This window comes from Streptomyces sp. NPDC004647 (assembly GCF_040609575.1).
Lineage (GTDB): Bacteria > Actinomycetota > Actinomycetes > Streptomycetales > Streptomycetaceae > Streptomyces.
The window spans coordinates 25,071-50,618 of the sequence record NZ_JBEXKU010000027.1; the positions used below are offsets into that span (position 1 = coordinate 25,071).

Consider the following 25,548-nt stretch of genomic DNA (forward strand, 5'->3'; position numbering starts at 1 on the left):
GACCCGCTCCGCCGCGTACGTACCGAGGGCGGCCACCCGTTTGGGTGGTCGCCCTCGGACGTTCCCGCACCGGGTTCCTTGCCCCTCGCGCAGGGACGAGTATGGTGATCTTCGTTGCCTGGTCAGTGGGCCCGGGTGCCACGCGCCGTCAGGCCCATCTTGACGGGCTTGAGGGCGGGGGGCCTTGACGAACGGCACGCAGCGCGCAATTCTCAGGACGCGTCTTTCGCCGATCCAGGATCCGAGGCATGGATCGCAGACGAAGAGGGAAGCCTTGCCGCAGGCGTTGAAGAACAATGAGGGGCGACCCCTCCTTGAGGGGAGAGATTGCCACCTCCCGGAGGGAGAGATTGGTACTGCACCGGTCTCCGCGTATCCGCTCTGGACATCAGTGGGCCAAGTGGCTACACTGACCCTTTGCGCTGCCTGTTAGCTGCCTCCTGCCCGTCACCAGGGGCATGCCCACGTTCGAGCATTACTGACTGAGGATCCCTGACCGGGGATTTCTCTCCGTGTGTTCGTGCGGGGACCGGTACGCGCGTAGTGAGTCCGAGCCCTCGGAAGGACCCCCTCTTGGCCGCCTCGCGCAACGCCTCGACTGCCAATACGAACAACGGCGCCAGCACTGCACCGCTGCGCATCTCCTTTGCGAAGATCAAGGAGCCCCTCGAGGTTCCGAACCTCCTTGCGCTGCAAACCGAGAGCTTCGACTGGCTGCTCGGCAATGCCGCCTGGAAGGCTCGTGTCGAGTCGGCCCTGGAAAGTGGAAAGGACGTCCCCACCAAGTCCGGTCTGGAGGAGATCTTCGAAGAGATCTCGCCGATCGAGGACTTCTCCGGGTCGATGTCCCTGACCTTCCGCGACCACCGTTTCGAGCCCCCGAAGAACTCGATCGACGAGTGCAAGGAGCGCGACTTCACGTACGCGGCTCCGCTCTTCGTCACTGCCGAGTTCACCAACAACGAGACCGGTGAGATCAAGTCCCAGACGGTCTTCATGGGCGACTTCCCGCTCATGACGCCCAAGGGCACCTTCTGCATCAACGGCACCGAGCGTGTCGTTGTGTCGCAGCTGGTCCGCTCGCCGGGTGTGTACTTCGACAGCTCCATCGACAAGACGTCCGACAAGGACATCTTCTCCGCCAAGGTCATCCCGTCCCGCGGTGCCTGGCTGGAGCTCGAGATCGACAAGCGCGACATGGTCGGTGTCCGCATCGACCGCAAGCGCAAGCAGTCGGTCACCGTACTCCTGAAGGCGCTCGGCTGGACGACCGAGCAGATCCTCGAGGAGTTCGGCGAGTACGAGTCCATGCGCGCCACCCTGGAGAAGGACCACACCCAGGGCCAGGACGACGCGCTGCTCGACATCTACCGCAAGCTGCGTCCGGGCGAGCCGCCGACCCGTGAGGCTGCTCAGACCCTGCTCGAGAACCTCTACTTCAACCCCAAGCGCTACGACCTTGCCAAGGTCGGCCGCTACAAGGTGAACAAGAAGCTCGGCGGGGACGAGCCGCTGAACGCCGGTGTTCTCACCACCGACGATGTCATCGCGACCATCAAGTACCTGGTCAAGCTGCACGCCGGTGAGACCGAGACGGTCGGCGAGAACGGCCGGTCGATCGTCGTCGAGACCGACGACATCGACCACTTCGGCAACCGTCGTCTGCGCAACGTCGGCGAGCTGATCCAGAACCAGATCCGTACGGGCCTGGCCCGTATGGAGCGCGTCGTCCGTGAGCGGATGACCACCCAGGACGTCGAGGCGATCACGCCGCAGACCCTGATCAACATCCGGCCGGTCGTCGCCTCCATCAAGGAGTTCTTCGGCACCAGCCAGCTGTCCCAGTTCATGGACCAGACCAACCCGCTGTCGGGTCTGACCCACAAGCGCCGTCTGTCGGCGCTGGGTCCCGGTGGTCTCTCCCGTGAGCGCGCGGGTCTGGACGTCCGTGACGTGCACCCCTCGCACTACGGCCGCATGTGCCCGATCGAGACCCCCGAAGGCCCGAACATCGGTCTGATCGGCTCGCTCGCTTCGTACGGCCGGGTGAATGTCTTCGGCTTCATCGAGACCCCGTACCGCAAGGTCATCGACGGCCGGGTCACGGAGGAGGTGCACTACCTCACCGCCGATGAGGAGGACCGCTACCTCCTCGCCCAGGCGAACGCGTCGCTGACGGAGGAGAGCACCTTCGCCGAGCCCCGCGTGCTGGTCCGCCGCCGTGGGGGCGAGGTCGACCTCGTCACCGGTGGCGAGGTGGACTACATGGATGTCTCGCCGCGCCAGATGGTGTCGGCCGCGACCGCCATGATCCCCTTCCTCGAGCACGACGACGCCAACCGCGCGCTCATGGGCTCGAACATGATGCGCCAGGCCGTGCCGCTCCTGAAGGCCGAGGCCCCGCTGGTCGGTACCGGCATGGAGTACCGCTGCGCGGTCGACGCCGGTGACGTGATCAAGGCCGAGAAGTCGGGTGTGGTCCAGGAGGTCTCCGCGGACTACGTGACCGTCGCCAACGACGACGCCACGTACACCACCTACCGGGTCGCCAAGTTCTCCCGCTCCAACCAGGGCACCTCCTTCAACCAGAAGGTCGTCGTGGACGAGGGTGCGCGGGTCGTCGAGGGCCAGGTGCTCGCCGACGGTCCGTCCACCGACGAGGGCGAGATGGCGCTCGGCAAGAACCTTCTCGTGGCGTTCATGCCGTGGGAGGGCCACAACTACGAGGACGCGATCATCCTCAGCCAGCGTCTGGTACAGGACGACGTCCTCTCCTCGATCCACATCGAGGAGCACGAGGTCGACGCCCGTGACACCAAGCTCGGCCCCGAGGAGATCACCCGGGACATCCCCAACGTCTCCGAGGAGGTCCTCGCCGACCTCGACGAGCGCGGCATCATCCGCATCGGTGCCGAGGTCGTCGCGGGAGACATCCTGGTCGGCAAGGTCACGCCCAAGGGTGAGACCGAGCTGACCCCGGAGGAGCGCCTGCTCCGTGCGATCTTCGGTGAGAAGGCCCGTGAGGTCCGTGACACCTCGCTGAAGGTGCCGCACGGCGAGACCGGCAAGGTCATCGGCGTCCGCGTCTTCGACCGCGAGGAGGGCGACGAGCTGCCCCCGGGCGTGAACCAGCTGGTCCGCGTCTACGTCGCGCAGAAGCGCAAGATCACCGACGGTGACAAGCTCGCCGGCCGACACGGCAACAAGGGCGTCATCTCCAAGATCCTCCCGGTCGAGGACATGCCGTTCATGGAGGACGGCACCCCGGTCGACATCATCCTCAACCCGCTGGGTGTCCCGTCCCGGATGAACCCGGGACAGGTCCTGGAGATCCACCTGGGCTGGCTGGCCTCCCAGGGCTGGAAGGTCGAGGGCGCGGAGGACTGGAAGAAGCGCCTCCAGACGATCGGCGCCGACGAGGTCGGAGCCGGCACCAACGTCGCCACCCCGGTGTTCGACGGTGCGCGCGAGGACGAGATCGCCGGTCTCTTCGAGTCGACGATCCCGAACCGCGACGGCGAGCGGATGGTGAAGTCGTCCGGCAAGGCCAGCCTGTTCGACGGCCGCTCCGGTGAGCCGTTCCCGGACCCGATCTCGGTCGGGTACATGTACATCCTCAAGCTCCACCACCTGGTCGACGACAAGCTGCACGCCCGGTCGACCGGTCCGTACTCGATGATCACCCAGCAGCCGCTGGGTGGTAAGGCCCAGTTCGGTGGCCAGCGCTTCGGTGAGATGGAGGTGTGGGCGCTGGAGGCTTACGGCGCCGCGTACGCCCTCCAGGAGCTGCTGACCATCAAGTCCGACGACGTCACTGGCCGTGTGAAGGTCTACGAGGCCATCGTCAAGGGCGAGAACATCCCTGAGCCCGGCATCCCCGAGTCCTTCAAGGTGCTCATCAAGGAGATGCAGTCCCTGTGCCTCAACGTGGAGGTGCTGTCCTCGGACGGCATGTCCATCGAGATGCGCGACACCGACGAGGACGTCTTCCGCGCTGCGGAGGAGCTCGGTATCGACCTGTCACGGCGCGAGCCGAGCAGCGTCGAAGAGGTCTGACGGGTCTGGTCGGGGCCCCGTAAGGAGCCCCGACCTCCCCCAGAGCCGGCAACGGCCTGGGGGGACCCCCAGCCGGACCCCCTGTCAGACCACGAAGACACGACCCCGAAAGAGGGATTGACGACCAGTGCTCGACGTCAACTTCTTCGACGAGCTGCGGATCGGCCTTGCCACTGCTGACGACATCCGTCAGTGGTCGCACGGTGAGGTCAAGAAGCCGGAGACCATCAACTACCGCACCCTCAAGCCCGAAAAGGACGGACTCTTCTGCGAGAAGATCTTCGGTCCGACCCGGGACTGGGAGTGCTACTGCGGCAAGTACAAGCGCGTCCGCTTCAAGGGCATCATCTGTGAGCGCTGTGGCGTAGAGGTCACACGTGCCAAGGTGCGCCGTGAGCGGATGGGCCACATTGAGCTGGCCGCTCCCGTCACCCACATCTGGTACTTCAAGGGCGTCCCGTCGCGTCTGGGCTACCTGCTCGACCTCGCCCCGAAGGACCTCGAGAAGGTCATCTACTTCGCCGCCTACATGATCACGTGGGTGGACGAGGAGCGCCGTACGCGCGATCTGCCGTCGCTGGAGACGCACGTCTCCGTCGAGCGCCAGCAGGTCGAGCAGCGCCGCGACGCCGACCTGGAGGCCCGCGCCAAGAAGCTCGAGGCCGACCTGGCCGAGCTCGAGGCCGAGGGCGCCAAGGCCGATGTGCGCCGCAAGGTGCGCGAAGGTGCCGAGCGCGAGATGAAGCAGCTGCGCGACCGTGCGCAGCGCGAGATCGACCGTCTCGACGAGGTGTGGAGCCGTTTCAAGAACCTCAAGGTCCAGGACCTCGAGGGCGACGAGCTGCTCTACCGCGAGCTGCGTGACCGCTTCGGCACGTACTTCGACGGCTCCATGGGCGCCGCTGCCCTGCAGAAGCGCCTGGAGACCTTCGACCTCGACCAGGAGGCCGAGCGCCTCCGCGAGATCATCCGTACCGGCAAGGGCCAGAAGAAGACCCGTGCGCTCAAGCGCCTCAAGGTCGTCTCCGCGTTCCTGCAGACCAGCAACAGCCCCAAGGGCATGGTGCTGGACTGCGTCCCGGTGATTCCGCCGGACCTGCGTCCGATGGTGCAGCTGGACGGTGGCCGCTTCGCGACCTCCGACCTGAACGACCTGTACCGCCGCGTCATCAACCGGAACAACCGCCTCAAGCGGCTTCTCGACCTCGGTGCCCCCGAGATCATCGTGAACAACGAGAAGCGGATGCTGCAGGAGGCCGTCGACGCGCTGTTCGACAACGGCCGCCGCGGCCGGCCGGTGACCGGTCCGGGCAACCGCCCGCTCAAGTCGCTGTCCGACATGCTCAAGGGCAAGCAGGGCCGGTTCCGCCAGAACCTGCTCGGTAAGCGCGTCGACTACTCGGCCCGTTCCGTGATCGTCGTCGGCCCGCAGCTCAAACTGCACCAGTGCGGTCTGCCGAAGGCCATGGCGCTGGAGCTCTTCAAGCCGTTCGTGATGAAGCGCCTGGTGGACCTGAACCACGCGCAGAACATCAAGTCGGCGAAGCGCATGGTCGAGCGCGGCCGTACGGTCGTGTACGACGTGCTGGAAGAGGTCATCGCCGAGCACCCGGTGCTGCTGAACCGTGCGCCGACCCTGCACCGTCTGGGCATCCAGGCCTTCGAGCCGCAGCTGGTCGAGGGCAAGGCCATTCAGATCCACCCGCTCGTCTGCACCGCGTTCAACGCGGACTTCGACGGTGACCAGATGGCCGTCCACCTGCCGCTCTCCGCGGAGGCGCAGGCCGAGGCCCGCATCCTGATGCTGTCCTCGAACAACATCCTCAAGCCGGCCGACGGCCGTCCGGTCACCATGCCCACCCAGGACATGGTGCTCGGTCTGTTCTTCCTCACCACCGACGAGGCGGAGCGCAAGGTCATCGGCGAGGGCCGGTCCTTCGGCTCCACCGCCGAGGCGATCATGGCCTTCGACGCCCGCGAGCTCTCGCTCCAGGCGAAGGTCGACATCCGCTTCCCGATCGGTACCGTCCCGCCGCGTGGCTGGACCCCGCCGGTGTCGGAGGACGGCGCCGCGGCCGACGGCAGCTACGGCGCGGGGGAGTGGCAGCAGGGCGACAGCTTCCGGCTGCGGACGACCCTGGGCCGCGCGCTCTTCAACGAGTTGCTGCCCGAGGACTACCCGTTCGTCGACTACTCGGTCGGCAAGAAGCAGCTCTCCGAGATCGTCAACGACCTCGCCGAGCGGTACCCGAAGGTCATCGTGGCGGCGACGCTCGACAACCTGAAGGCGGCCGGCTTCCACTGGGCCACCCGCTCCGGTGTCACCGTCGCGGTGTCGGACATCGTCGTCCCCGAGGCCAAGAAGGCCATCATCGAGGGCTACGAGGCGCTGGACGAGAAGGTTCAGAAGCAGTACGAGCGCGGTCTGATCACCAAGGACGAGCGCACGCAGGAGCTCATCGCGATCTGGACCAAGGCGACCAACGAGGTTGCCGAGGCGATGAACGCGAACTTCCCGAAGACCAACCCCATCTTCATGATGGTCAACTCGGGTGCTCGCGGAAACATGATGCAGATGCGTCAGATCGCGGGTATGCGTGGACTGGTGTCCAACGCGAAGAACGAGACCATCCCGCGGCCCATCAAGGCGTCGTTCCGTGAGGGTCTCTCCGTGCTGGAGTACTTCATCTCCACCCACGGTGCCCGTAAGGGTCTGGCGGACACCGCCCTGCGTACCGCCGACTCGGGTTACCTGACCCGTCGTCTGGTGGACGTCTCGCAGGATGTGATCATTCGCGAGGAGGACTGCGGCACCGAGCGCGGCCTCAAGCTGGTGATCGCTTCCAAGAACGCGGAAGGCGTGCTGCGCAAGGCGGACGACGTCGAGACCACCGTGTACGCGCGGTGCCTCGCCGAGGACATCGTCGTCGACGGCAAGGTGCTGGCTCCGGCCGGTACCGACCTGGGCGATGTGCTCATCGATGAGCTCGTGCGCCACGGCGTCGAGACCGTCAAGACCCGCTCGGTCCTGACCTGCGAGTCCGCCGTCGGCACCTGCGCCATGTGCTACGGCCGCTCGCTCGCGACCGGCAAGCTCGTGGACATCGGCGAGGCAGTCGGGATCATCGCCGCCCAGTCCATCGGTGAGCCCGGCACCCAGCTGACGATGCGTACCTTCCACACCGGTGGTGTGGCGGGTGACGACATCACTCAGGGTCTGCCGCGTGTCGTCGAGCTCTTCGAGGCCCGTACGCCCAAGGGCGTCGCCCCGGTTTCGGAGGCCGCGGGCCGCGTCAGGATCGAGGAGACCGAGAAGACCAAGAAGCTCGTCGTCACCCCGGACGACGGCTCCGAGGAGACGTCCTACGGCGTCTCGAAGCGAGTCCGGCTCCTGGTGGGCGAGGGCGACCACGTCGAGGTCGGCCAGGCGCTGACCGTGGGTGCCACCAACCCGCACGACGTGCTGCGCATTCTCGGTCAGCGCGCCGTCCAGGTGCACCTGGTCGGCGAGGTCCAGAAGGTCTACAACTCGCAGGGTGTGTCGATCCACGACAAGCACATCGAGATCATCATCCGGCAGATGCTGCGCCGTGTGACGATCATCGAGTCCGGCGACGCCGAGCTGCTGCCGGGCGAGCTCGTGGAGCGCACGCGCTTCGAGGGTGAGAACCGTCGTGTGGTCACGGAAGGCGGCCACCCGGCCTCCGGCCGTCCGCAGCTGATGGGTATCACCAAGGCCTCGCTGGCGACCGAGTCCTGGCTGTCGGCGGCGTCCTTCCAGGAGACGACCCGGGTGCTCACCGACGCGGCGATCAACGCCAAGTCGGACTCCCTGATCGGCCTCAAGGAGAACGTGATCATCGGTAAGCTCATCCCGGCCGGTACGGGTCTGTCCCGCTACCGCAACATCCGGGTCGAGCCGACCGAGGAGGCGAAGGCCGCGATGTACTCGGCCGTCGGTTACGACGACATCGACTACTCGCCCTTCGGCACGGGCTCCGGCCAGGCGGTTCCGCTGGAGGACTACGACTACGGGCCGTACAACCAGTAAGCCGGCCCGCACGTCCGGTACGACCACAGGGCGGTCACCCCTCGCGGGGTGGCCGCCCTGTGGCTTGGTGGTCCCGGTGTCGCCGGAGCCCGTGGAACATGCGCCCGGTGTGTCCTGTGCAGGTCCCTCTTGTTTTGACCGGAGCCGATGCTATAGGTACGCTCTGACCTTGTGCCTGGGGTGTGCCCGGGTTCTTGTGCGTGCATTTTCCCTAGCCCTTGACCGGGGTGGGGATCCCCTGGGGGCACTTCCCGGACGTAGTCCGGGGGAGAAGCCAGGGAAATGCCCCCAGCACGGGATACCGAGGCCGAGTCGCCGTCCACATACGCACGTTCCGTTCCCACGGGCAAGTATGGGACACGCGACACACCCGACCGCGTGGGTCGGGGGATCCCCAGGTTAGCTTCACTAGACGGCACACAGAAACCGGAGAAACGGTGCCTACGATCCAGCAGCTGGTCCGGAAGGGCCGGCAGGACAAGGTCGAAAAGAACAAGACACCCGCACTCGAGGGTTCCCCTCAGCGCCGTGGTGTCTGCACGCGCGTGTTCACGACCACCCCGAAGAAGCCGAACTCGGCCCTGCGTAAGGTCGCGCGTGTGCGTTTGACCAGCGGGATCGAGGTCACCGCTTACATTCCGGGTGAAGGACACAACCTGCAGGAGCACTCGATCGTGCTCGTGCGTGGTGGCCGTGTGAAGGACCTGCCGGGTGTTCGTTACAAGATCATCCGCGGTTCTCTCGACACCCAGGGTGTCAAGAACCGCAAGCAGGCCCGCAGCCGTTACGGCGCCAAGAAGGAGAAGTAAGAATGCCTCGTAAGGGCCCCGCCCCGAAGCGCCCGGTCATCATCGACCCGGTCTACGGTTCTCCTCTGGTCACCTCGCTCATCAACAAGGTGCTGCTGAACGGCAAGCGTTCCACCGCTGAGCGCATCGTCTACGGCGCCATGGAAGGCCTGCGCGAGAAGACCGGCAGTGACCCGGTCATCACGCTCAAGCGCGCGCTGGAGAACATCAAGCCGACCCTCGAGGTCAAGTCCCGTCGTGTCGGTGGCGCCACCTACCAGGTGCCGGTCGAGGTCAAGCCCGGCCGCGCCTCCACCCTCGCTCTGCGCTGGCTCGTGGGTTACTCCCGCGCCCGTCGTGAGAAGACGATGACCGAGCGCCTGATGAACGAGCTGCTGGATGCCAGCAACGGTCTGGGCGCCGCTGTCAAGCGTCGCGAGGACACCCACAAGATGGCCGAGTCCAACAAGGCCTTCGCGCACTACCGCTGGTAGTCGCTACCCCCATCGAGATCCGAGAGAAGACCGAGCCATATGGCTACCACTTCACTTGACCTGGCCAAGGTCCGCAATATCGGGATCATGGCGCACATCGACGCGGGCAAGACGACGACCACCGAGCGGATCCTGTTCTACACCGGTGTGAGCTACAAGATCGGTGAGGTCCACGACGGCGCTGCCACGATGGACTGGATGGAGCAGGAGCAGGAGCGCGGCATCACGATCACGTCGGCCGCGACGACCTGCCACTGGCCGTTGAACAACGTTGACCACACCATCAACATCATCGACACCCCGGGCCACGTCGACTTCACCGTCGAGGTGGAGCGTTCGCTGCGCGTCCTCGACGGTGCCGTCACGGTGTTCGACGGTGTTGCCGGCGTTGAGCCGCAGTCCGAGACTGTCTGGCGGCAGGCAGACCGGTACAACGTGCCGCGTATCTGCTTCGTCAACAAGCTCGACCGCGTCGGTGCCGAGTTCCACCGTTGCGTCGACATGATCGTCGACCGCCTGGGTGCCACCCCGCTGGTCATGCAGCTGCCGATCGGCGCTGAGGCCGACTTCAAGGGCGTCATCGACCTGGTTCGTATGAAGGCTCTGGTGTGGTCCGCCGAGGCCGCCAAGGGCGAGATGTACGACACCCTGGACATCCCCGACACTCACGCAGAGGCTGCGGCCGAGTGGCGCGACAAGCTGCTCGAGACCGCCGCTGAGGGTGACGAGGAGCTCATGGAGATGTACCTCGAGGGCGAAGAGCCCACCGAGGAGCAGCTCAAGGCCGGTATTCGCCGCGCCACCATCGGCGGTCACCTGACCCCCGTCTTCTGCGGCACCGCGTTCAAGAACAAGGGCGTTCAGCCCCTGCTCGACGCGGTCGTCGAGTACCTCCCGTCTCCTGTGGACGTCGAGGGCGTCACCGGCCACAAGGTCGACGACGAGGAGACGGAGATCTTCCGCAAGGCTTCCGACGAGGAGCCGCTCTCCGCGCTCGCCTTCAAGATCATGAGCGACCCGCACCTGGGCAAGCTCACCTTCGTCCGGATCTACTCCGGTCGCCTGGAGGCCGGCACCCAGGTGCTGAACTCCGTGAAGGGCAAGAAGGAGCGCATCGGCAAGATCTACCGGATGCACGCGAACAAGCGTGAGGAGATCGAGAGCGTGGGTGCCGGCGACATCGTCGCCGTCATGGGTCTCAAGCAGACCACCACCGGCGAGACCCTCTGCGACGCGTCGAACCCGGTGATCCTCGAGTCCATGAACTTCCCGGCTCCGGTGATCCAGGTCGCCATCGAGCCGAAGTCCAAGGGCGACCAGGAGAAGCTGGGTGTCGCCATCCAGCGCCTCGCCGAGGAGGACCCGTCGTTCCAGGTCCACACCGACGAGGAGACCGGCCAGACCATCATCGCGGGTATGGGCGAGCTGCACCTCGACGTGCTGGTCGACCGTATGAAGCGTGAGTTCAGGGTCGAGGCCAACGTCGGCAAGCCGCAGGTCGCGTACCGCGAGACGCTGCGCAAGCCCGTTGACCGGATCGACTACACGCACAAGAAGCAGACTGGTGGTTCCGGCCAGTTCGCGAAGGTGCAGATGGCGATCGCGCCCCTCGAGGGCGACGGATACGAGTTCGAGAACAAGGTCACCGGTGGCCGTATCCCGCGGGAGTACATCCCGTCCGTGGACGCGGGCTGCCAGGAGGCCATGGAGTTCGGCGTGCTGGCCGGCTACCCGCTGACCGGCGTGAAGGTGACGCTGCTCGACGGTGCTTACCACGACGTCGACTCCTCCGAGCTCGCGTTCAAGATCGCCGGTTCCATGGCGTTCAAGGAGGGTGCCCGCAAGGCGTCACCGGCTCTGCTGGAGCCGATGATGTCGGTCGAGGTCACCACCCCCGAGGACTACATGGGCGACGTGATCGGCGACATCAACTCCCGCCGTGGACAGATCCAGTCCATGGAGGACCGGAGCGGCGCCAAGCTCATCACGGGCCTGGTTCCGCTGTCGGAGATGTTCGGCTACGTCGGCGACCTGCGCAGCAAGACGTCCGGTCGCGCCAGCTACTCCATGCAGTTCGACTCCTACGCCGAGGTTCCCCGGAGCGTGGCCGAGGAGATCATCGCGAAGGCCAAGGGCGAGTAACGCGGGTTCACCCTCGTTTCTCACCGTTTAGGCTGGAGCAAAGGCACCGGGTGTTCCGTCGCGGACCGCACAGCGGATTGCGGCGGGGCCCCGGGGCCCGCCCCCAAGCGAATACGGCCAAGGGCATCCCCTCGGGGTCCTGGTCGATTCGGAAAGACCACCTGAACCCATTCGCAAAAGAGCGGATGGAGTACAGCACCAGTCCACAGGAGGACCCCAGTGGCGAAGGCGAAGTTCGAGCGGACTAAGCCGCACGTCAACATCGGCACCATCGGTCACATCGACCACGGTAAGACCACTCTTACCGCGGCGATCACCAAGGTGCTGCACGACGCGTACCCGAACCTGAACGAGGCCTCGGCCTTCGACCAGATCGACAAGGCTCCTGAGGAGCGCCAGCGCGGTATTACCATCTCCATCGCGCATGTCGAGTACCAGACAGAGTCGCGTCACTACGCCCACGTTGACTGCCCGGGTCACGCGGACTACATCAAGAACATGATCACCGGTGCGGCGCAGATGGACGGCGCCATCCTCGTGGTCGCCGCGACCGACGGCCCGATGCCGCAGACCAAGGAGCACGTGCTCCTGGCCCGCCAGGTCGGCGTTCCGTACATCGTTGTCGCCCTGAACAAGGCCGACATGGTGGACGACGAGGAGATCCTGGAGCTCGTCGAGCTCGAGGTCCGTGAGCTGCTCTCCGAGTACGAGTTCCCGGGTGACGACGTACCCGTCATCAAGGTCTCGGCGCTCAAGGCGCTCGAGGGCGACAAGGAGTGGGGTGAGTCCGTCCTCAACCTGATGAAGGCTGTTGACGAGTCGATCCCGACCCCGGAGCGCGACGTCGACAAGCCGTTCCTCATGCCCATCGAGGACGTCTTCACGATCACCGGTCGCGGTACGGTCGTCACCGGCCGTATCGAGCGTGGTGTGCTGAAGGTCAACGAGACCGTTGACATCATCGGCATCAAGCAGGACAAGACCACCACCACGGTCACCGGCATCGAGATGTTCCGCAAGCTGCTCGACGAGGGCCAGGCCGGTGAGAACGTCGGTCTGCTGCTTCGTGGCATCAAGCGTGAGGACGTCGAGCGCGGCCAGGTCATCATCAAGCCGGGCTCGGTCACTCCGCACACCGAGTTCGAGGCCCAGGCCTACATCCTGTCGAAGGACGAGGGTGGTCGTCACACCCCGTTCTTCAACAACTACCGTCCGCAGTTCTACTTCCGTACCACGGACGTGACCGGCGTGGTGACCCTCCCCGAGGGCACCGAGATGGTCATGCCGGGCGACAACACCACCATGTCGGTCTCGCTGATTCAGCCGGTCGCCATGGAGGAGGGCCTGAAGTTCGCCATCCGTGAGGGTGGTCGGACCGTCGGCGCCGGCCAGGTCACCAAGATCAACAAGTGATTTTGGCGCTCTGCGCGACCCGGTAGCTCGGTCGAGACACCGGCGAGAAGCCCCGCCCACCGTCAGGTGGGCGGGGCTTCTTGACAGTTGGGCCTCGATTGGCCTTCGTAGTCCATCGTGTGGCACACTGTCCAGGTTGCTCGGTTGAGTGCCGATGCTGCGCGCCTCCCGCCGGGAGGACTGGAAGCGAGTCCCGCAGTACTCGTCACCCGCGTGTTTCTCCTCCGGGAGAGGCCAGGGGGTGGAAGTACGGGAATCTTCCGGGAAGTGTCAGCGGGGTACCGGCCAGGCATCCGGTGGGTGTCTTCCCCCGGCTGGCGGTCTTGGCGCCGCGTCCCCCTTCGCAGGGAAATTCCTTCGGGAAATTTTCATTAGAAGGAACGCGACACGCCCGACCGCGTGGGTCGGAGAGAAGTCGGAAACGTACCGGGTTCCAGAGCGTTACGAGAGACAGGACTACGAAGTAGCCATGGCGGGACAGAAGATCCGCATCCGGCTCAAGGCCTACGACCACGAGGTCATCGATTCCTCGGCGAAGAAGATCGTCGAAACGGTGACCCGCACTGGTGCGTCGGTCGCGGGCCCGGTGCCGCTTCCCACTGAGAAGAATGTGTACTGCGTCATCAAGTCGCCGCACAAGTACAAGGACTCGCGCGAGCACTTCGAGATGCGCACGCACAAGCGCCTCATCGACATCCTCGACCCCACGCCGAAGACCGTCGACTCGCTCATGCGTCTCGACCTGCCGGCCGGCGTCGACATCGAGATCAAGCTCTGAGGTGACGCGCGAGATGGCTAAGCAGATCAAGGGCGTCCTGGGCGAGAAGCTCGGCATGACGCAGGTGTGGGACGAGAACAACCGTGTCGTCCCGGTCACGGTCGTCAAGGCCGGTCCCTGTGTTGTGACCCAGGTGCGTACCAACGACGCGGACGGCTACGACGCCGTCCAGATCGCCTTCGGCGAGATCGACCCCCGCAAGGTGAACAAGCCCCTCAAGGGCCACTTCGCCAAGGCGGATGTGACCCCGCGCCGCCACTTGGTGGAGCTGCGTACCGCTGATGCCAGCGAGTACACGCTCGGCCAGGAGGTTACGGCCGAGGTGTTCGAGTCCGGTGTCCGGGTCGATGTGACCGGTACCAGCAAGGGCAAGGGCACCGCCGGCGTCATGAAGCGCCATGGCTTCGCCGGCCTCGGCGCCGGCCACGGCACCCAGCGCAAGCACCGCTCGCCCGGCTCCATCGGTGGCTGCGCCACCCCGGGCCGCGTGTTCAAGGGCCTGCGCATGGCCGGCCGCATGGGCAACGAGCGGGTCACCACCCAGAACCTGACCGTTCATGCCGTTGACGCGGAGAAGGGACTGCTGCTCATCAAGGGCGCCGTCCCCGGTCCGAACGGCGGCCTCGTCCTGGTCCGTACCGCGGCCAAGGGGGCCTGAGGTAACGATGAGCACCATTGACATCCTTTCGCCGGCAGGCGACAAGGCCGGGACCGTCGAGCTCCCCTCGGAGATCTTCGACGCGCAGGTCAGCATTCCGCTGATCCACCAGGTCGTCGTCGCCCAGCTGGCCGCTGCCCGCCAGGGCACGCACAAGACAAAGACCCGTGGCGAGGTCCGCGGCGGCGGCAAGAAGCCGTACCGCCAGAAGGGCACCGGTCGCGCCCGTCAGGGCTCGACCCGCGCGCCGCAGTTCGCCGGTGGTGGCGTTGTGCACGGTCCCGTGCCGCGTGACTACTCGCAGCGGACCCCGAAGAAGATGAAGGCCGCCGCCCTGCGCGGTGCCCTCACCGACCGGGCGCGCAACAGCCGCATCCACGTTGTCTCCGGCGTGGTCGAGGGCGAGGTCTCCACCAAGGCCGCGAAGACCCTGTTCGGCAAGATCAGTGAGCGCAAGAACCTGCTCCTGGTCGTCGACCGGGCCGACGAGGCCGCGTGGCTGTCCGCCCGCAACCTGCCCCAGGTGCACATCCTGGAGCCGGGCCAGCTGAACACGTACGACGTGCTCGTCTCCGACGACGTGGTCTTCACTCAGGCCGCCTACGAGAGCTTTGTAGCCGGTCCGGCCAAGGCCGGTAAGGCTGTCGCCTCCGAGGCTGAGCTCGAAGGGAGCGACGCCTGATGAGCGAGGCAACTGCAACGGTCGTCACCAGCAAGACCTTCACGGACCCCCGTGACATTCTGGTCAAGCCGGTGGTTTCCGAGAAGAGCTACGCGCTGCTCGACGAGAACAAGTACACGTTCATCGTCGCGCCCGGCGCCAACAAGACCCAGATCAAGCAGGCCGTCGAGGCGGTCTTCTCGGTCAAGGTCACCGGGGTCAACACGATCAACCGGCAGGGGAAGCGCAAGCGGACCAAGACCGGTTTCGGTAAGCGCAAGGACACCAAGCGCGCCATCGTGACCCTCGCCGAGGGCGACCGTATCGACATCTTCGGCGGCCCGGTCTCCTAACGGAGTCCGAGTCGTCCGGAATCGGACGAGGACTGAGAAATGGGTATCCGCAAGTACAAGCCGACGACCCCGGGCCGTCGTGGCTCCAGCGTCGCCGACTTTGTCGAGGTCACGCGGTCCACGCCGGAGAAGTCGCTGGTCCGCCCGCTGCACAGCAAGGGCGGCCGTAACAACGCCGGTCGTGTGACCGTTCGCCACCAGGGCGGTGGCCACAAGCGCGCCTTCCGAGTGATCGACTTCCGTCGTCACGACAAGGACGGCGTGCCCGCCAAGGTCGCGCACATCGAGTACGACCCCAACCGCACCGCGCGCATCGCGCTGCTGCACTACGCAGACGGCGAGAAGCGCTACATCCTCGCCCCGGCCAAGCTGAGCCAGGGCGACCGGGTTGAGAACGGCGCGAGCGCCGACATCAAGCCGGGCAACAACCTCCCGCTGCGCAACATCCCGGTGGGTACGGTCATCCACGCCATCGAGCTGCGGCCCGGCGGCGGCGCGAAGTTCGCCCGTTCCGCGGGTGCTTCCGTCCAGCTGCTGGCGAAGGAGGGCTCCATGGCCCACCTCCGTATGCCCTCCGGTGAGGTCCGGCTGGTCGACATCCGCTGCCGCGCCACTGTTGGCGAGGTCGGCAATGCCGAGCAGTCGAACATCAACTGGGGCAAGGCCGGCCGTATGCGCTGGAAGGGCGTTCGCCCGACCGTCCGCGGTGTCGCCATGAACCCCGTTGACCACCCGCACGGTGGTGGTGAGGGCAAGACCTCCGGTGGTCGCCACCCGGTCTCGCCGTGGGGTCAGAAGGAGGGTCGTACTCGCTCGCCGAAGAAGGCCAGCAACAAGTACATCGTCCGCCGCCGCAAGACGAACAAGAAGCGCTAGGAGCAGGTTCGATGCCGCGCAGTCTCAAGAAGGGGCCCTTCGTCGACGACCACCTGATCAAGAAGGTGGACGTACAGAACGAAGCCGGTACCCACAACGTCATCAAGACCTGGTCCCGCCGCTCCATGATCGTCCCGGCCATGCTCGGCCACACGATCGCGGTGCACGACGGCCGCAAGCACGTCCCGGTGTTCGTCACCGAGTCGATGGTCGGCCACAAGCTCGGCGAGTTTGCGCCGACCCGCACCTTCCGCGGCCACGAGAAGGACGACCGTAAATCACGTCGTCGCTGATCGGCGGAGTTGCGAAGACTATGACTGACACCGAAGGGACAACCATGGAAGCCAGGGCCCAGGCGCGGTACATCCGCGTCACGCCCATGAAGGCCCGCCGCGTGGTGGACCTCATCCGTGGCATGAGTGCCACGGAGGCCCAGGCGGTCCTGCGTTTCGCCCCGCAGGCCGCGAGCGTGCCCGTTGGCAAGGTGCTCGACAGCGCCATTGCCAACGCCGCGCACAACTACGACCACACCGACGCCGGCAGCCTCGTCATTTCCGAGGCGTACGTCGACGAGGGCCCGACCCTGAAGCGGTTCCGTCCGCGTGCCCAGGGCCGTGCCTACCGGATCCGCAAGCGGACCAGCCACATCACCGTGGTCGTCAGCAGCAAGGAAGGAACCCGGTAATGGGCCAGAAGGTTAACCCGCACGGGTTCCGGCTCGGCATCACCACGGACTTCAAGTCCCGGTGGTACGCCGACAAGCTGTACAAGGACTACGTCAAGGAAGACGTCGCCATCCGTCGGATGATGACGAAGGGCATGGAGCGCGCCGGCATCTCGAAGGTTGAGATCGAGCGCACCCGTGACCGCGTCCGCGTCGACATCCACACCGCTCGGCCGGGCATCGTCATCGGCCGCCGCGGCGCGGAGGCCGACCGTATCCGCGGCGAGCTGGAGAAGCTCACGGGCAAGCAGGTCCAGCTGAACATCCTCGAGGTCAAGAACCCCGAGACCGATGCTCAGCTGGTTGCCCAGGCCGTGGCCGAGCAGCTGTCCTCCCGCGTCTCCTTCCGTCGTGCGATGCGCAAGAGCATGCAGAGCACGATGAAGGCCGGCGCCAAGGGCATCAAGATCCAGTGTGGTGGCCGTCTCGGCGGCGCCGAGATGTCCCGCTCGGAGTTCTACCGCGAGGGCCGCGTGCCCCTGCACACGCTCCGTGCGAACGTCGACTACGGCTTCTTCGAGGCCAAGACGACCTTCGGCCGTATCGGTGTGAAGGTCTGGATCTACAAGGGCGACGTCAAGAACATCGCCGAGGTCCGCGCCGAGAACGCCGCTGCCCGCGCCGGCAACCGCCCGTCGCGTGGTGGCAACGACCGCCCGGCCCGTGGTGGCCGCGGTGGCGAGCGTGGCGGCCGCGGCCGTAAGCCGCAGGCGCAGTCGGCTCCGGCTGCCGAGGCCCCCAAGGCCGAGGCTCCCGCCGCTGCGGCTCCGGCTGAGACCACCGGAACGGAGGCCTGACCGTCATGCTGATCCCCCGTAGGGTCAAGCACCGCAAGCAGCACCACCCGAAGCGCAGTGGTATGGCCAAGGGTGGCACCGAGCTTGCGTTCGGCGAGTACGGCATCCAGGCGGTGACCCCGGCCTACGTGACGAACCGTCAGATCGAGTCGGCTCGTATCGCCATGACCCGTCACATCAAGCGTGGCGGCAAGGTCTGGATCAACATCTACCCGGACCGTCCGCTCACGAAGAAGCCTGCTGAGACCCGCATGGGTTCCGGTAAGGGTTCGCCGGAGTGGTGGATCGCGAATGTCAAGCCCGGTCGGGTGATGTTCGAGCTGTCCTACCCGAACGAGAAGGTTGCCAAGGAGGCGCTGACCCGCGCCGCCCACAAGCTTCCGATGAAGTGCCGGATCGTCCGGCGCGAGGCAGGTGAGTCGTGATGGCGGCCGGAATCAAGGCGTCCGAGCTGCGTGAGCTGAACAACGAAGACCTCGTTGGCAAGCTGCGTGAGGCCAAGGAGGAGCTGTTCAACCTCCGCTTCCAGGCGGCGACCGGACAGCTCGAAAACCACGGCCGGCTGAAGGCCGTCCGCAAGGACATCGCCCGGATCTACACCCTGATGCGCGAGCGCGAGCTGGGCATCGAGACGGTGGAGAGCGCCTGATGAGCGAGAAGAATGTGACTGAGACCAACGAACGCGGCTTCCGCAAGACCCGTGAGGGTCTGGTCGTCGGCGACAAGATGGACAAGACCGTCGTCGTCGCTGTCGAGGACCGTGTCAAGCACGCGCTGTACGGCAAGGTCATCCGCCGTACCAACAAGCTCAAGGCGCACGACGAGCAGAACGCCGCGGGTGTCGGCGACCGTGTTCTCCTCATGGAGACCCGGCCGCTGTCCGCGACCAAGCGCTGGCGCGTCGTCGAAATCCTCGAGAAGGCCAAGTAACCCAGTAGATCCTGAGGGGTTCCTCCTCAGGACGGTTCCGCCAGGCTCGGTGGGGACTTCCCCGGAAGCCCCCACCGGGAACCGGCAGACGATCAGGAGATAGACGTGATCCAGCAGGAGTCGCGACTGCGTGTCGCCGACAACACTGGTGCGAAGGAGATCCTTTGCATCCGTGTTCTCGGTGGTTCCGGTCGCCGCTACGCGGGCATCGGTGACGTCATCGTCGCCACCGTCAAGGATGCGATCCCCGGTGGCAACGTGAAGAAGGGTGACGTCGTCAAGGCGGTCATCGTGCGCACCGTCAAGGAGCGCCGTCGTCCGGACGGCTCGTACATCCGCTTCGACGAGAACGCGGCCGTCATCCTCAAGAACGATGGCGACCCCCGCGGCACCCGTATCTTCGGCCCGGTGGGCCGTGAGCTGCGCGAGAAGAAGTTCATGAAGATCATCTCGCTCGCGCCGGAGGTGCTGTAACCGATGAAGATCAAGAAGGGCGACCTGGTCCAGGTCATCACCGGTAAGGACAAGGGCAAGCAGGGCAAGGTCATTCAGGCCTACCCCGCCGACGACCGCGTCCTCGTCGAGGGTGTCAACCGGGTCAAGAAGCACACCAAGGCCGGCCAGACCGCTCGTGGTTCGAAGACCGGCGGCATTGTGACGACCGAGGCCCCGATCCACGTGAGCAATGTTTCGCTCGTGGTGGAGAAGGACGGCTCGAAGGTCGTCACCCGCGTCGGGTACCGCTTCGACGACGAGGGCAACAAGATCCGCGTTGCCAAGCGGACCGGTGAGGACATCTGATGACTGCCACCTCTGCAACTGCCGCGGGCATCCCGCGCCTCAAGCAGCGCTACCGCGAAGAGATCCAGGGCAAGCTGAAGGACGAGTTCTCCTACGAGAACGTCATGCAGATCCCTGGTCTGACCAAGATCGTGGTCAACATGGGTGTGGGCGACGCCGCCCGCGACTCCAAGCTGATCGAGGGCGCCATCCGCGACCTCACCACGATCACCGGCCAGAAGCCGGCCGTCACCAAGGCCCGTAAGTCCATCGCGCAGTTCAAGCTGCGTGAGGGCCAGCCGATCGGTGCCCACGTCACCCTCCGCGGTGACCGCATGTGGGAGTTCCTGGACCGCACCCTGTCGCTCGCGCTGCCGCGCATCCGTGACTTCCGTGGTCTGTCCCCGAAGCAGTTCGACGGCCGGGGCAACTACACCTTCGGTCTCACGGAGCAGGTCATGTTCCACGAGATCGACCAGGACAAGATCGACCGGGTCCGAGGCATGGACATCACCGTGGTCACCACGGCGACCAATGACGACGAGGGCCGGGCCCTGCTTCGTCACCTCGGCTTCCCGTTCAAGGAGAACTGACCGTGGCGAAGAAGGCTCTGATCGCTAAGGCCGCCCGCAAGCCGAAGTTCGGTGTGCGCGCGTACACCCGCTGCCAGCGTTGCGGCCGGCCCCACTCCGTCTACCGCAAGTTCGGCCTCTGCCGCGTGTGCCTTCGTGAGATGGCTCACCGTGGCGAGCTGCCGGGCGTGACCAAGAGCTCCTGGTAGTCAGCCCGCCGGTCTCCCGCCACCGCGCTCAACAGCGCATCGGCGGGCGACAGGATGGAATTTCGGGCTGGCACCGGGCTCTCGGTAAGTAAATGGATGGCGGGCACCCGTGAAGAAGGCCCTTTCCGCTCGCGTAGAGTGGAAGGGTTGGGCGCCCGCCGTCCTGACCGCCCGCGGGCGAAGCCCGCTGATAGTCGCTTACTACGCCGTAGGTCCCCGCGCCGCACCCGTCCCGACATCGATCGGGGAGAGGGATGGCGCAGATAGGAAACCCCGGCGAGAGAGGCCGAAGGCCAATTCATGACCATGACTGATCCCATCGCAGACATGCTCACGCGTCTGCGAAACGCGAACTCGGCGTATCACGACACCGTCGCGATGCCGCACAGCAAGATCAAGTCGCACATCGCGGAAATCCTCCAGCAGGAGGGCTTCATCGTCGGCTGGAAGGTCGAGGACGCCGAGGTCGGCAAGAACCTCGTCCTCGAGCTGAAGTTCGGCCCCAACCGCGAGCGCTCGATCGCCGGCATCAAGCGGATTTCGAAGCCGGGTCTGCGGGTCTACGCAAAGTCCACCAACCTGCCGAAGGTCCTCGGCGGCCTGGGCGTGGCGATCATCTCCACGTCCCACGGTCTCCTGACCGGCCAGCAGGCGCAGAAGAAGGGCGTGGGTGGGGAAGTCCTCGCCTACGTCTGGTAGTCGGGAACGGAGGAATAGCAATGTCGCGCATCGGCAAGCTCCCCATCCCGGTTCCCGCCGGCGTGGACGTCACCATCGATGGCCGCACGGTCGCGGTGAAGGGCCCCAAGGGCTCCCTCTCGCACACCGTTGCCGCGCCGATCGAGGTCACCAAGGGCGAGGACGGCACCCTGGCGGTGCTGCGCCCGAACGACGAGCGTCAGAACAAGGCCCTTCACGGCCTGTCCCGCACGCTGGTGGCGAACATGATCACCGGTGTGACCACGGGATACACCAAGGCGCTCGAGATCAGCGGTGTCGGCTACCGCGTCCAGGCGAAGGGCTCCAACCTGGAGTTCTCGCTGGGCTACAGCCACCCGATCCTCGTTGAGGCCCCGGAGGGCATCACCTTCAAGGTCGAGTCCCCGACCAAGCTCAGCGTCGAGGGAATCGACAAGCAGAAGGTCGGCGAGGTCGCCGCCAACATCCGCAAGCTGCGGAAGCCGGACCCGTACAAGGCCAAGGGCGTCAAGTACGCGGGCGAGGTCATCCGCCGCAAGGTCGGAAAGGCTGGTAAGTAAGCCATGGCATACGGTGTGAAGATCGCGAAGGGTAAGGCCTACAAGGGCGCTGCCCTCAAGCGTCGCCACATCCGCGTCCGCAAGCGGATCTCCGGTACGCCGGAGCGTCCCCGCTTGGTCGTGACGCGTTCCAACCGCCACATGGTCGCTCAGGTCATCGACGACATCGCGGGCCACACGCTCGCGTCGGCGTCGTCCCTGGACGTGTCCATCCGTAGCGGCGAGGGTGACAAGAGCGCCCAGGCCAAGCAGGTCGGCGCGCTTGTCGCCGAGCGTGCCAAGGCTGCCGGCGTCGAGGCCGTCGTGTTCGACCGCGGTGGCAACCAGTACGCCGGGCGCATTGCCGCTCTGGCGGACGCCGCCCGCGAAGCCGGGCTGAAGTTCTAAGCCCCGGTTCCGGAGCTAGCGGACGTAACAGAGAGAGGTAAATCCAATGGCTGGACCCCAGCGCCGCGGAAGCGGTGCCGGTGGCGGCGAGCGGCGGGACCGGAAGGGTCGCGACGGTGGCGCTGCCGCCGAGAAGACCGCGTACGTTGAGCGCGTCGTCGCGATCAACCGTGTCGCCAAGGTTGTGAAGGGTGGTCGTCGCTTCAGCTTCACCGCGCTGGTCGTGGTGGGCGACGGTGACGGCACCGTGGGCGTCGGATACGGCAAGGCCAAGGAGGTGCCGGCCGCCATCGCCAAGGGTGTGGAGGAGGCCAAGAAGCACTTCTTCAAGGTCCCCCGGATCCAGGGCACCATCCCGCACCCGATCCAGGGCGAGAAGGCTGCGGGCGTTGTCCTGCTCAAGCCGGCTTCCCCCGGTACCGGTGTGATCGCCGGTGGCCCGGTGCGCGCCGTGCTGGAGTGCGCGGGCATTCACGACGTCCTCAGCAAGTCGCTCGGCTCGTCGAACCCGATCAACATCGTGCACGCCACGGTGACGGCTCTGCAGGGGCTTCAGCGCCCCGAGGAGATCGCCGCCCGCCGTGGCCTGCCGCTGGAGGACGTCGCCCCCGCCGCTCTGCTGCGGGCGCGTGCCGGGGTGGGTGCGTAATGACCCGCCTCAAGATCACGCAGACGAAGTCGTACATCGGCAGTAAGCAGAACCACCGCGACACGCTGCGTTCGCTCGGGCTGAAGCGCCTGAACGACGTGGTTGTCAAGGAGGACCGTCCCGAGATCCGCGGCATGGCCAACACCGTGCGGCACCTCGTCACGGTCGAGGAGGTCGACTGACATGGCGGAGCAGAAGCCGCTGAAGGTCCACAACCTCCGGCCCGCCCCGGGCGCCAAGACCGCCAAGACCCGTGTCGGTCGTGGTGAGGCGTCCAAGGGTAAGACCGCTGGTCGTGGCACCAAGGGCACCAAGGCCCGCTACCAGGTTCCGGAGCGCTTCGAGGGCGGGCAGATGCCCCTCCACATGCGTCTCCCGAAGCTCAAGGGCTTCAAGAACCCGTTCCGTACCGAGTACCAGGTGGTGAACCTGGACAAGCTGGCCGCGCTCTACCCGCAGGGTGGCGAGGTCACGGTGGCCGACCTGGTCGCCAAGGGTGCGGTTCGTAAGAACGAGCTCGTCAAGGTGCTCGGCACCGGCGAGATCTCCGTGGCGCTGCAGGTGACGGTGAACGCCGTCTCCGGCTCCGCCAAGGAGAAGATCACCGCCGCTGGCGGCGCTGTCACCGAGCTCGCCTGAGCTCGATGATTCAACCGGCCGGGGATGCCCTCAAAATGGGGCATCCCCGGTTGGTCGTTCCAAGGGGGGCACGTCCGCCGGTATGGTGGCGTGCACTGTTGCTGTAAACACCGGGGGCTCCGCCCCGGGCCGCGCGTGTACTCGCGCGGCCTTTGACCGATCTGTATTCGTCGATCCTCGAGACCGTCACCTCTCGCGCCGATACGCGGGGGTCGCAGGAGGCACCGTGCTCACCGCGTTCGCCCGGGCGTTCAAGACGCCCGACCTGCGCAAGAAGCTGCTGTTCACCCTTGGCATCATCGTGCTCTTCCGGCTCGGTGCGCACATTCCGATGCCGGGAATCAGCTATCCGGCCGTCAACTACTGCATGAAGCAGGCCGAGGGCAGCCAAGGGTTGTTCGGCCTGGTCAACATGTTCAGCGGTGGCGCGCTGCTGCAGCTCACGATCTTCGCGCTCGGGATCATGCCGTACATCACGGCGAGCATCATCCTGCAACTGCTGACCGTGGTCATTCCACGGCTGGAGGCCCTCAAGAAGGAGGGTCAGTCCGGCCAAGCCAAGATCACCCAGTACACCCGGTATCTGACCGTGGCGCTCGCGGTCCTGCAGGGCACCGGCCTGGTGGCCACCGCCCGCAGCGGCTCGCTCTTCCCGCGCTGCGACCAGGCCAGCCAGATCATCCCCGACACGTCGATCTTCTCGACCATCACGATGGTCATCACGTTGACCGCGGGCACCGCGCTGATCATGTGGCTCGGCGAGCTGGTCACCGACCGCGGTATCGGCAACGGAATGTCGATCCTGATGTTCGTCTCGATCGCCGCCGGCTTCCCCGGCGCGCTCTGGGCGATCAAGAAGCAGGGCAAGATCGTGGACGGCTGGGTCGAATTCGGCGTCGTCATTCTGGTCGGCCTCGCGATGGTCGGCCTGGTGGTCTTCGTCGAGCAGGCGCAGCGACGCATTCCGGTGCAGTACGCGAAGCGCATGATCGGCCGCAGGTCCTACGGCGGTACGTCCACGTACATCCCATTGAAGGTGAACCAGGCCGGTGTGATTCCGGTCATCTTCGCGTCGTCGCTGCTCTATATCCCGGCTCTGATCGTCCAGTTCAGCAACTCGAAAGCGGGCTGGGCGACCTGGATCAACACCCACCTGGTCAAGGGTGACCACCCGTATTACATGATCACGTACTTCCTCCTGATCGTTTTCTTCGCGTTCTTCTACGTGGCGATCTCGTTCAACCCCGAGGAAGTCGCGGACAACATGAAGAAGTATGGTGGCTTCATCCCGGGCATCCGGGCTGGTCGACCTACTGCTGAGTACCTGAGCTACGTGCTCAATCGGATCACCTGGCCGGGGTCGCTGTACCTGGGCTTGATCGCACTTGTTCCGACGACGGCGTTGGCAGGTTTCGGCGCGAACCAGAACTTCCCGTTCGGCGGGACGAGCATCCTGATCATCGTGGGTGTGGGTCTGGAGACCGTTAAGCAGATCGAGAGCCAGCTTCAGCAGCGTAACTACGAAGGGTTCCTCCGCTGATGCGAATCGTCCTCGTCGGGCCGCCTGGTGCGGGCAAGGGTACGCAGGCCGCGTACCTGGCCAAGAACCTTTCGATCCCGCACATCTCCACGGGCGACCTTTTCCGCGCGAACATCAGCCAGGGGACTCCCCTGGGCAAGCAGGCGCAGGAGTACATGAAGGCCGGCCGGCTGGTGCCGGACGAGGTGACCATCGGAATGGCGAAGGACAGGCTCGAGCAGCCTGACGCCGCCGAGGGCTTTCTGCTGGACGGGTTCCCCCGCAATCTCAACCAGGCCAAGGTGCTGGACGAGATCTTGGACGAGAAGGGCATCGCGCTCGACGGCGTGCTGGACCTGGAGGTCCCGGAGGACGAGGTCGTCAAGCGCATCGCGGGCCGCCGGGTCTGCCGTAACGAGAGCAGCCATGTCTTCCATGTGACCTACAGCCCGCCGAAGACCGAAGGCGTGTGCGATGTCTGCGGTGGCGAGCTGTACCAGCGGGACGACGACAGCGAGGACACGGTCCGCAAGCGACTCGAGGTCTACCACCGCGAGACCGAGCCGGTCATCGACTACTACAAGGCCCAGGGCCTGGTCGTGACGATCTCGGCGCTCGGCAAGGTCACCGAGGTCACTCAGCGGGCGATGGAAGCGCTGCGGCTGAAGACCGGCTGACCGCAGGAGAACGCAAGAGGGTACGGAACGGCCGCGGTGTCCGCACGGACACCGCGGCCTTCTGCCGTATTGGACCGGTTACGGTAAAGACGGCAACCAACAATTGAGCAACCACGGCGAAGAGCAACCACCCCGC

29 protein-coding genes are annotated in these 25,548 nt (G+C 65.7%); all 29 read left to right on the forward strand.

Translation table 11 applies throughout. The features are described 5' to 3' along the window. The first annotated feature begins 573 nt into the window (after nucleotides 1-573). Nucleotides 574-4,056 carry a DNA-directed RNA polymerase subunit beta gene (gene rpoB, locus ABZW18_RS14500; protein WP_356186899.1) on the forward strand — a complete coding sequence of 1,161 codons (3,483 nt, stop codon included), beginning with the start codon at nucleotides 574-576 and terminating at the stop codon, nucleotides 4,054-4,056. 127 nt (nucleotides 4,057-4,183) lie between these two features. Continuing rightward, nucleotides 4,184-8,107 (forward strand): DNA-directed RNA polymerase subunit beta', encoded by a 3,924-nt coding sequence (locus ABZW18_RS14505; RefSeq protein ID WP_356186902.1) that lies wholly within the window; start codon nucleotides 4,184-4,186, stop codon nucleotides 8,105-8,107. A 437-nt stretch (nucleotides 8,108-8,544) separates the two neighbouring features. Beyond that, nucleotides 8,545-8,916, forward strand: coding sequence for a 30S ribosomal protein S12 (rpsL, locus tag ABZW18_RS14510; protein WP_003948652.1), 372 nt, complete (start codon nucleotides 8,545-8,547; stop codon nucleotides 8,914-8,916). A 2-nt stretch (nucleotides 8,917-8,918) separates the two neighbouring features. Further along, nucleotides 8,919-9,389, forward strand: a complete 471-nt coding sequence (gene rpsG, locus ABZW18_RS14515; RefSeq protein WP_356186904.1) for a 30S ribosomal protein S7 — start codon at nucleotides 8,919-8,921, stop codon at nucleotides 9,387-9,389. A gap of 39 nt (nucleotides 9,390-9,428) precedes the next feature. Then, entirely contained in the window at nucleotides 9,429-11,531 is a 2,103-nt protein-coding gene (gene fusA / locus ABZW18_RS14520) for an elongation factor G (RefSeq protein ID WP_356186906.1), read from the forward strand. A gap of 219 nt (nucleotides 11,532-11,750) precedes the next feature. Beyond that, nucleotides 11,751-12,944 carry an elongation factor Tu gene (gene tuf / locus ABZW18_RS14525; protein WP_356186908.1) on the forward strand — a complete coding sequence of 398 codons (1,194 nt, stop codon included), beginning with the start codon at nucleotides 11,751-11,753 and terminating at the stop codon, nucleotides 12,942-12,944. Nucleotides 12,945-13,413: 469 nt separating this feature from the next. Next, the gene (rpsJ, locus tag ABZW18_RS14530) at nucleotides 13,414-13,722 is read left to right on the forward strand and encodes a 30S ribosomal protein S10 (protein WP_003948644.1); all 309 of its coding nucleotides are present in this window, start codon (nucleotides 13,414-13,416) and stop codon (nucleotides 13,720-13,722) included. 13 nt (nucleotides 13,723-13,735) lie between these two features. Continuing rightward, nucleotides 13,736-14,380 (forward strand): 50S ribosomal protein L3, encoded by a 645-nt coding sequence (gene rplC, locus ABZW18_RS14535; protein WP_356186910.1) that lies wholly within the window; start codon nucleotides 13,736-13,738, stop codon nucleotides 14,378-14,380. 7 nt (nucleotides 14,381-14,387) lie between these two features. Next, nucleotides 14,388-15,062 (forward strand): 50S ribosomal protein L4, encoded by a 675-nt coding sequence (gene rplD, locus ABZW18_RS14540; protein ID WP_356186913.1) that lies wholly within the window; start codon nucleotides 14,388-14,390, stop codon nucleotides 15,060-15,062. Next, on the forward strand, nucleotides 15,062-15,394 hold the full coding sequence (gene rplW / locus ABZW18_RS14545) for a 50S ribosomal protein L23 (RefSeq protein ID WP_356186916.1): 333 nt from the start codon (nucleotides 15,062-15,064) through the stop codon (nucleotides 15,392-15,394). The genes rplD and rplW overlap by 1 nt, the downstream gene beginning before the upstream one ends. Before the next feature lie 39 nt (nucleotides 15,395-15,433). Then, nucleotides 15,434-16,270 (forward strand): 50S ribosomal protein L2, encoded by an 837-nt coding sequence (rplB, locus tag ABZW18_RS14550; protein WP_356186919.1) that lies wholly within the window; start codon nucleotides 15,434-15,436, stop codon nucleotides 16,268-16,270. Between the two features lie 11 nt (nucleotides 16,271-16,281). Beyond that, on the forward strand, nucleotides 16,282-16,563 hold the full coding sequence (gene rpsS, locus ABZW18_RS14555) for a 30S ribosomal protein S19 (protein WP_356186921.1): 282 nt from the start codon (nucleotides 16,282-16,284) through the stop codon (nucleotides 16,561-16,563). Nucleotides 16,564-16,607: 44 nt separating this feature from the next. After that, a complete protein-coding gene (rplV, locus tag ABZW18_RS14560; protein WP_356187059.1) occupies nucleotides 16,608-16,955 on the forward strand; it encodes a 50S ribosomal protein L22 in 348 nt (115 codons plus the stop codon). Beyond that, complete coding sequence (gene rpsC, locus ABZW18_RS14565; RefSeq protein ID WP_356186924.1) at nucleotides 16,955-17,791, forward strand: 30S ribosomal protein S3; 837 nt, start codon at nucleotides 16,955-16,957, stop codon at nucleotides 17,789-17,791. The genes rplV and rpsC overlap by 1 nt, the downstream gene beginning before the upstream one ends. A gap of 5 nt (nucleotides 17,792-17,796) precedes the next feature. Beyond that, nucleotides 17,797-18,216, forward strand: coding sequence for a 50S ribosomal protein L16 (rplP, locus tag ABZW18_RS14570; RefSeq protein ID WP_356186927.1), 420 nt, complete (start codon nucleotides 17,797-17,799; stop codon nucleotides 18,214-18,216). Next, on the forward strand, nucleotides 18,216-18,440 hold the full coding sequence (gene rpmC / locus ABZW18_RS14575; protein WP_201851661.1) for a 50S ribosomal protein L29: 225 nt from the start codon (nucleotides 18,216-18,218) through the stop codon (nucleotides 18,438-18,440). The genes rplP and rpmC overlap by 1 nt, the downstream gene beginning before the upstream one ends. Beyond that, on the forward strand, nucleotides 18,440-18,721 hold the full coding sequence (gene rpsQ, locus ABZW18_RS14580; RefSeq protein WP_356186932.1) for a 30S ribosomal protein S17: 282 nt from the start codon (nucleotides 18,440-18,442) through the stop codon (nucleotides 18,719-18,721). The genes rpmC and rpsQ overlap by 1 nt, the downstream gene beginning before the upstream one ends. Nucleotides 18,722-18,826: 105 nt before the next feature. After that, the gene (gene rplN, locus ABZW18_RS14585; RefSeq protein ID WP_003998823.1) at nucleotides 18,827-19,195 is read left to right on the forward strand and encodes a 50S ribosomal protein L14; all 369 of its coding nucleotides are present in this window, start codon (nucleotides 18,827-18,829) and stop codon (nucleotides 19,193-19,195) included. 3 nt (nucleotides 19,196-19,198) lie between these two features. Further along, nucleotides 19,199-19,522 carry a 50S ribosomal protein L24 gene (gene rplX, locus ABZW18_RS14590; RefSeq protein WP_356186935.1) on the forward strand — a complete coding sequence of 108 codons (324 nt, stop codon included), beginning with the start codon at nucleotides 19,199-19,201 and terminating at the stop codon, nucleotides 19,520-19,522. Continuing rightward, complete coding sequence (gene rplE / locus ABZW18_RS14595; protein ID WP_356186938.1) at nucleotides 19,522-20,094, forward strand: 50S ribosomal protein L5; 573 nt, start codon at nucleotides 19,522-19,524, stop codon at nucleotides 20,092-20,094. Before rplX ends, rplE begins: the two co-directional genes overlap by 1 nt. A 2-nt stretch (nucleotides 20,095-20,096) precedes the next feature. After that, nucleotides 20,097-20,282, forward strand: coding sequence for a type Z 30S ribosomal protein S14 (locus ABZW18_RS14600; RefSeq protein ID WP_003956452.1), 186 nt, complete (start codon nucleotides 20,097-20,099; stop codon nucleotides 20,280-20,282). Nucleotides 20,283-20,582: 300 nt separating this feature from the next. Continuing rightward, complete coding sequence (gene rpsH, locus ABZW18_RS14605; protein ID WP_356186941.1) at nucleotides 20,583-20,981, forward strand: 30S ribosomal protein S8; 399 nt, start codon at nucleotides 20,583-20,585, stop codon at nucleotides 20,979-20,981. A gap of 20 nt (nucleotides 20,982-21,001) precedes the next feature. Then, nucleotides 21,002-21,541 (forward strand): 50S ribosomal protein L6, encoded by a 540-nt coding sequence (rplF, locus tag ABZW18_RS14610; RefSeq protein WP_356186943.1) that lies wholly within the window; start codon nucleotides 21,002-21,004, stop codon nucleotides 21,539-21,541. A 3-nt stretch (nucleotides 21,542-21,544) separates the two neighbouring features. Next, entirely contained in the window at nucleotides 21,545-21,928 is a 384-nt protein-coding gene (gene rplR / locus ABZW18_RS14615; protein WP_356186946.1) for a 50S ribosomal protein L18, read from the forward strand. Nucleotides 21,929-21,974: 46 nt separating this feature from the next. Further along, nucleotides 21,975-22,577 (forward strand): 30S ribosomal protein S5, encoded by a 603-nt coding sequence (gene rpsE / locus ABZW18_RS14620; protein ID WP_356186949.1) that lies wholly within the window; start codon nucleotides 21,975-21,977, stop codon nucleotides 22,575-22,577. Then, nucleotides 22,577-22,759, forward strand: a complete 183-nt coding sequence (gene rpmD, locus ABZW18_RS14625; RefSeq protein WP_356186952.1) for a 50S ribosomal protein L30 — start codon at nucleotides 22,577-22,579, stop codon at nucleotides 22,757-22,759. Before rpsE ends, rpmD begins: the two co-directional genes overlap by 1 nt. A 1-nt stretch (nucleotide 22,760) precedes the next feature. Next, nucleotides 22,761-23,216 carry a 50S ribosomal protein L15 gene (gene rplO, locus ABZW18_RS14630; RefSeq protein ID WP_356186955.1) on the forward strand — a complete coding sequence of 152 codons (456 nt, stop codon included), beginning with the start codon at nucleotides 22,761-22,763 and terminating at the stop codon, nucleotides 23,214-23,216. A gap of 226 nt (nucleotides 23,217-23,442) precedes the next feature. Then, complete coding sequence (secY, locus tag ABZW18_RS14635; RefSeq protein ID WP_356186958.1) at nucleotides 23,443-24,756, forward strand: preprotein translocase subunit SecY; 1,314 nt, start codon at nucleotides 23,443-23,445, stop codon at nucleotides 24,754-24,756. Continuing rightward, the gene (locus tag ABZW18_RS14640; protein WP_356186961.1) at nucleotides 24,756-25,412 is read left to right on the forward strand and encodes an adenylate kinase; all 657 of its coding nucleotides are present in this window, start codon (nucleotides 24,756-24,758) and stop codon (nucleotides 25,410-25,412) included. The genes secY and ABZW18_RS14640 overlap by 1 nt, the downstream gene beginning before the upstream one ends. Nucleotides 25,413-25,548 lie beyond the last annotated feature (136 nt).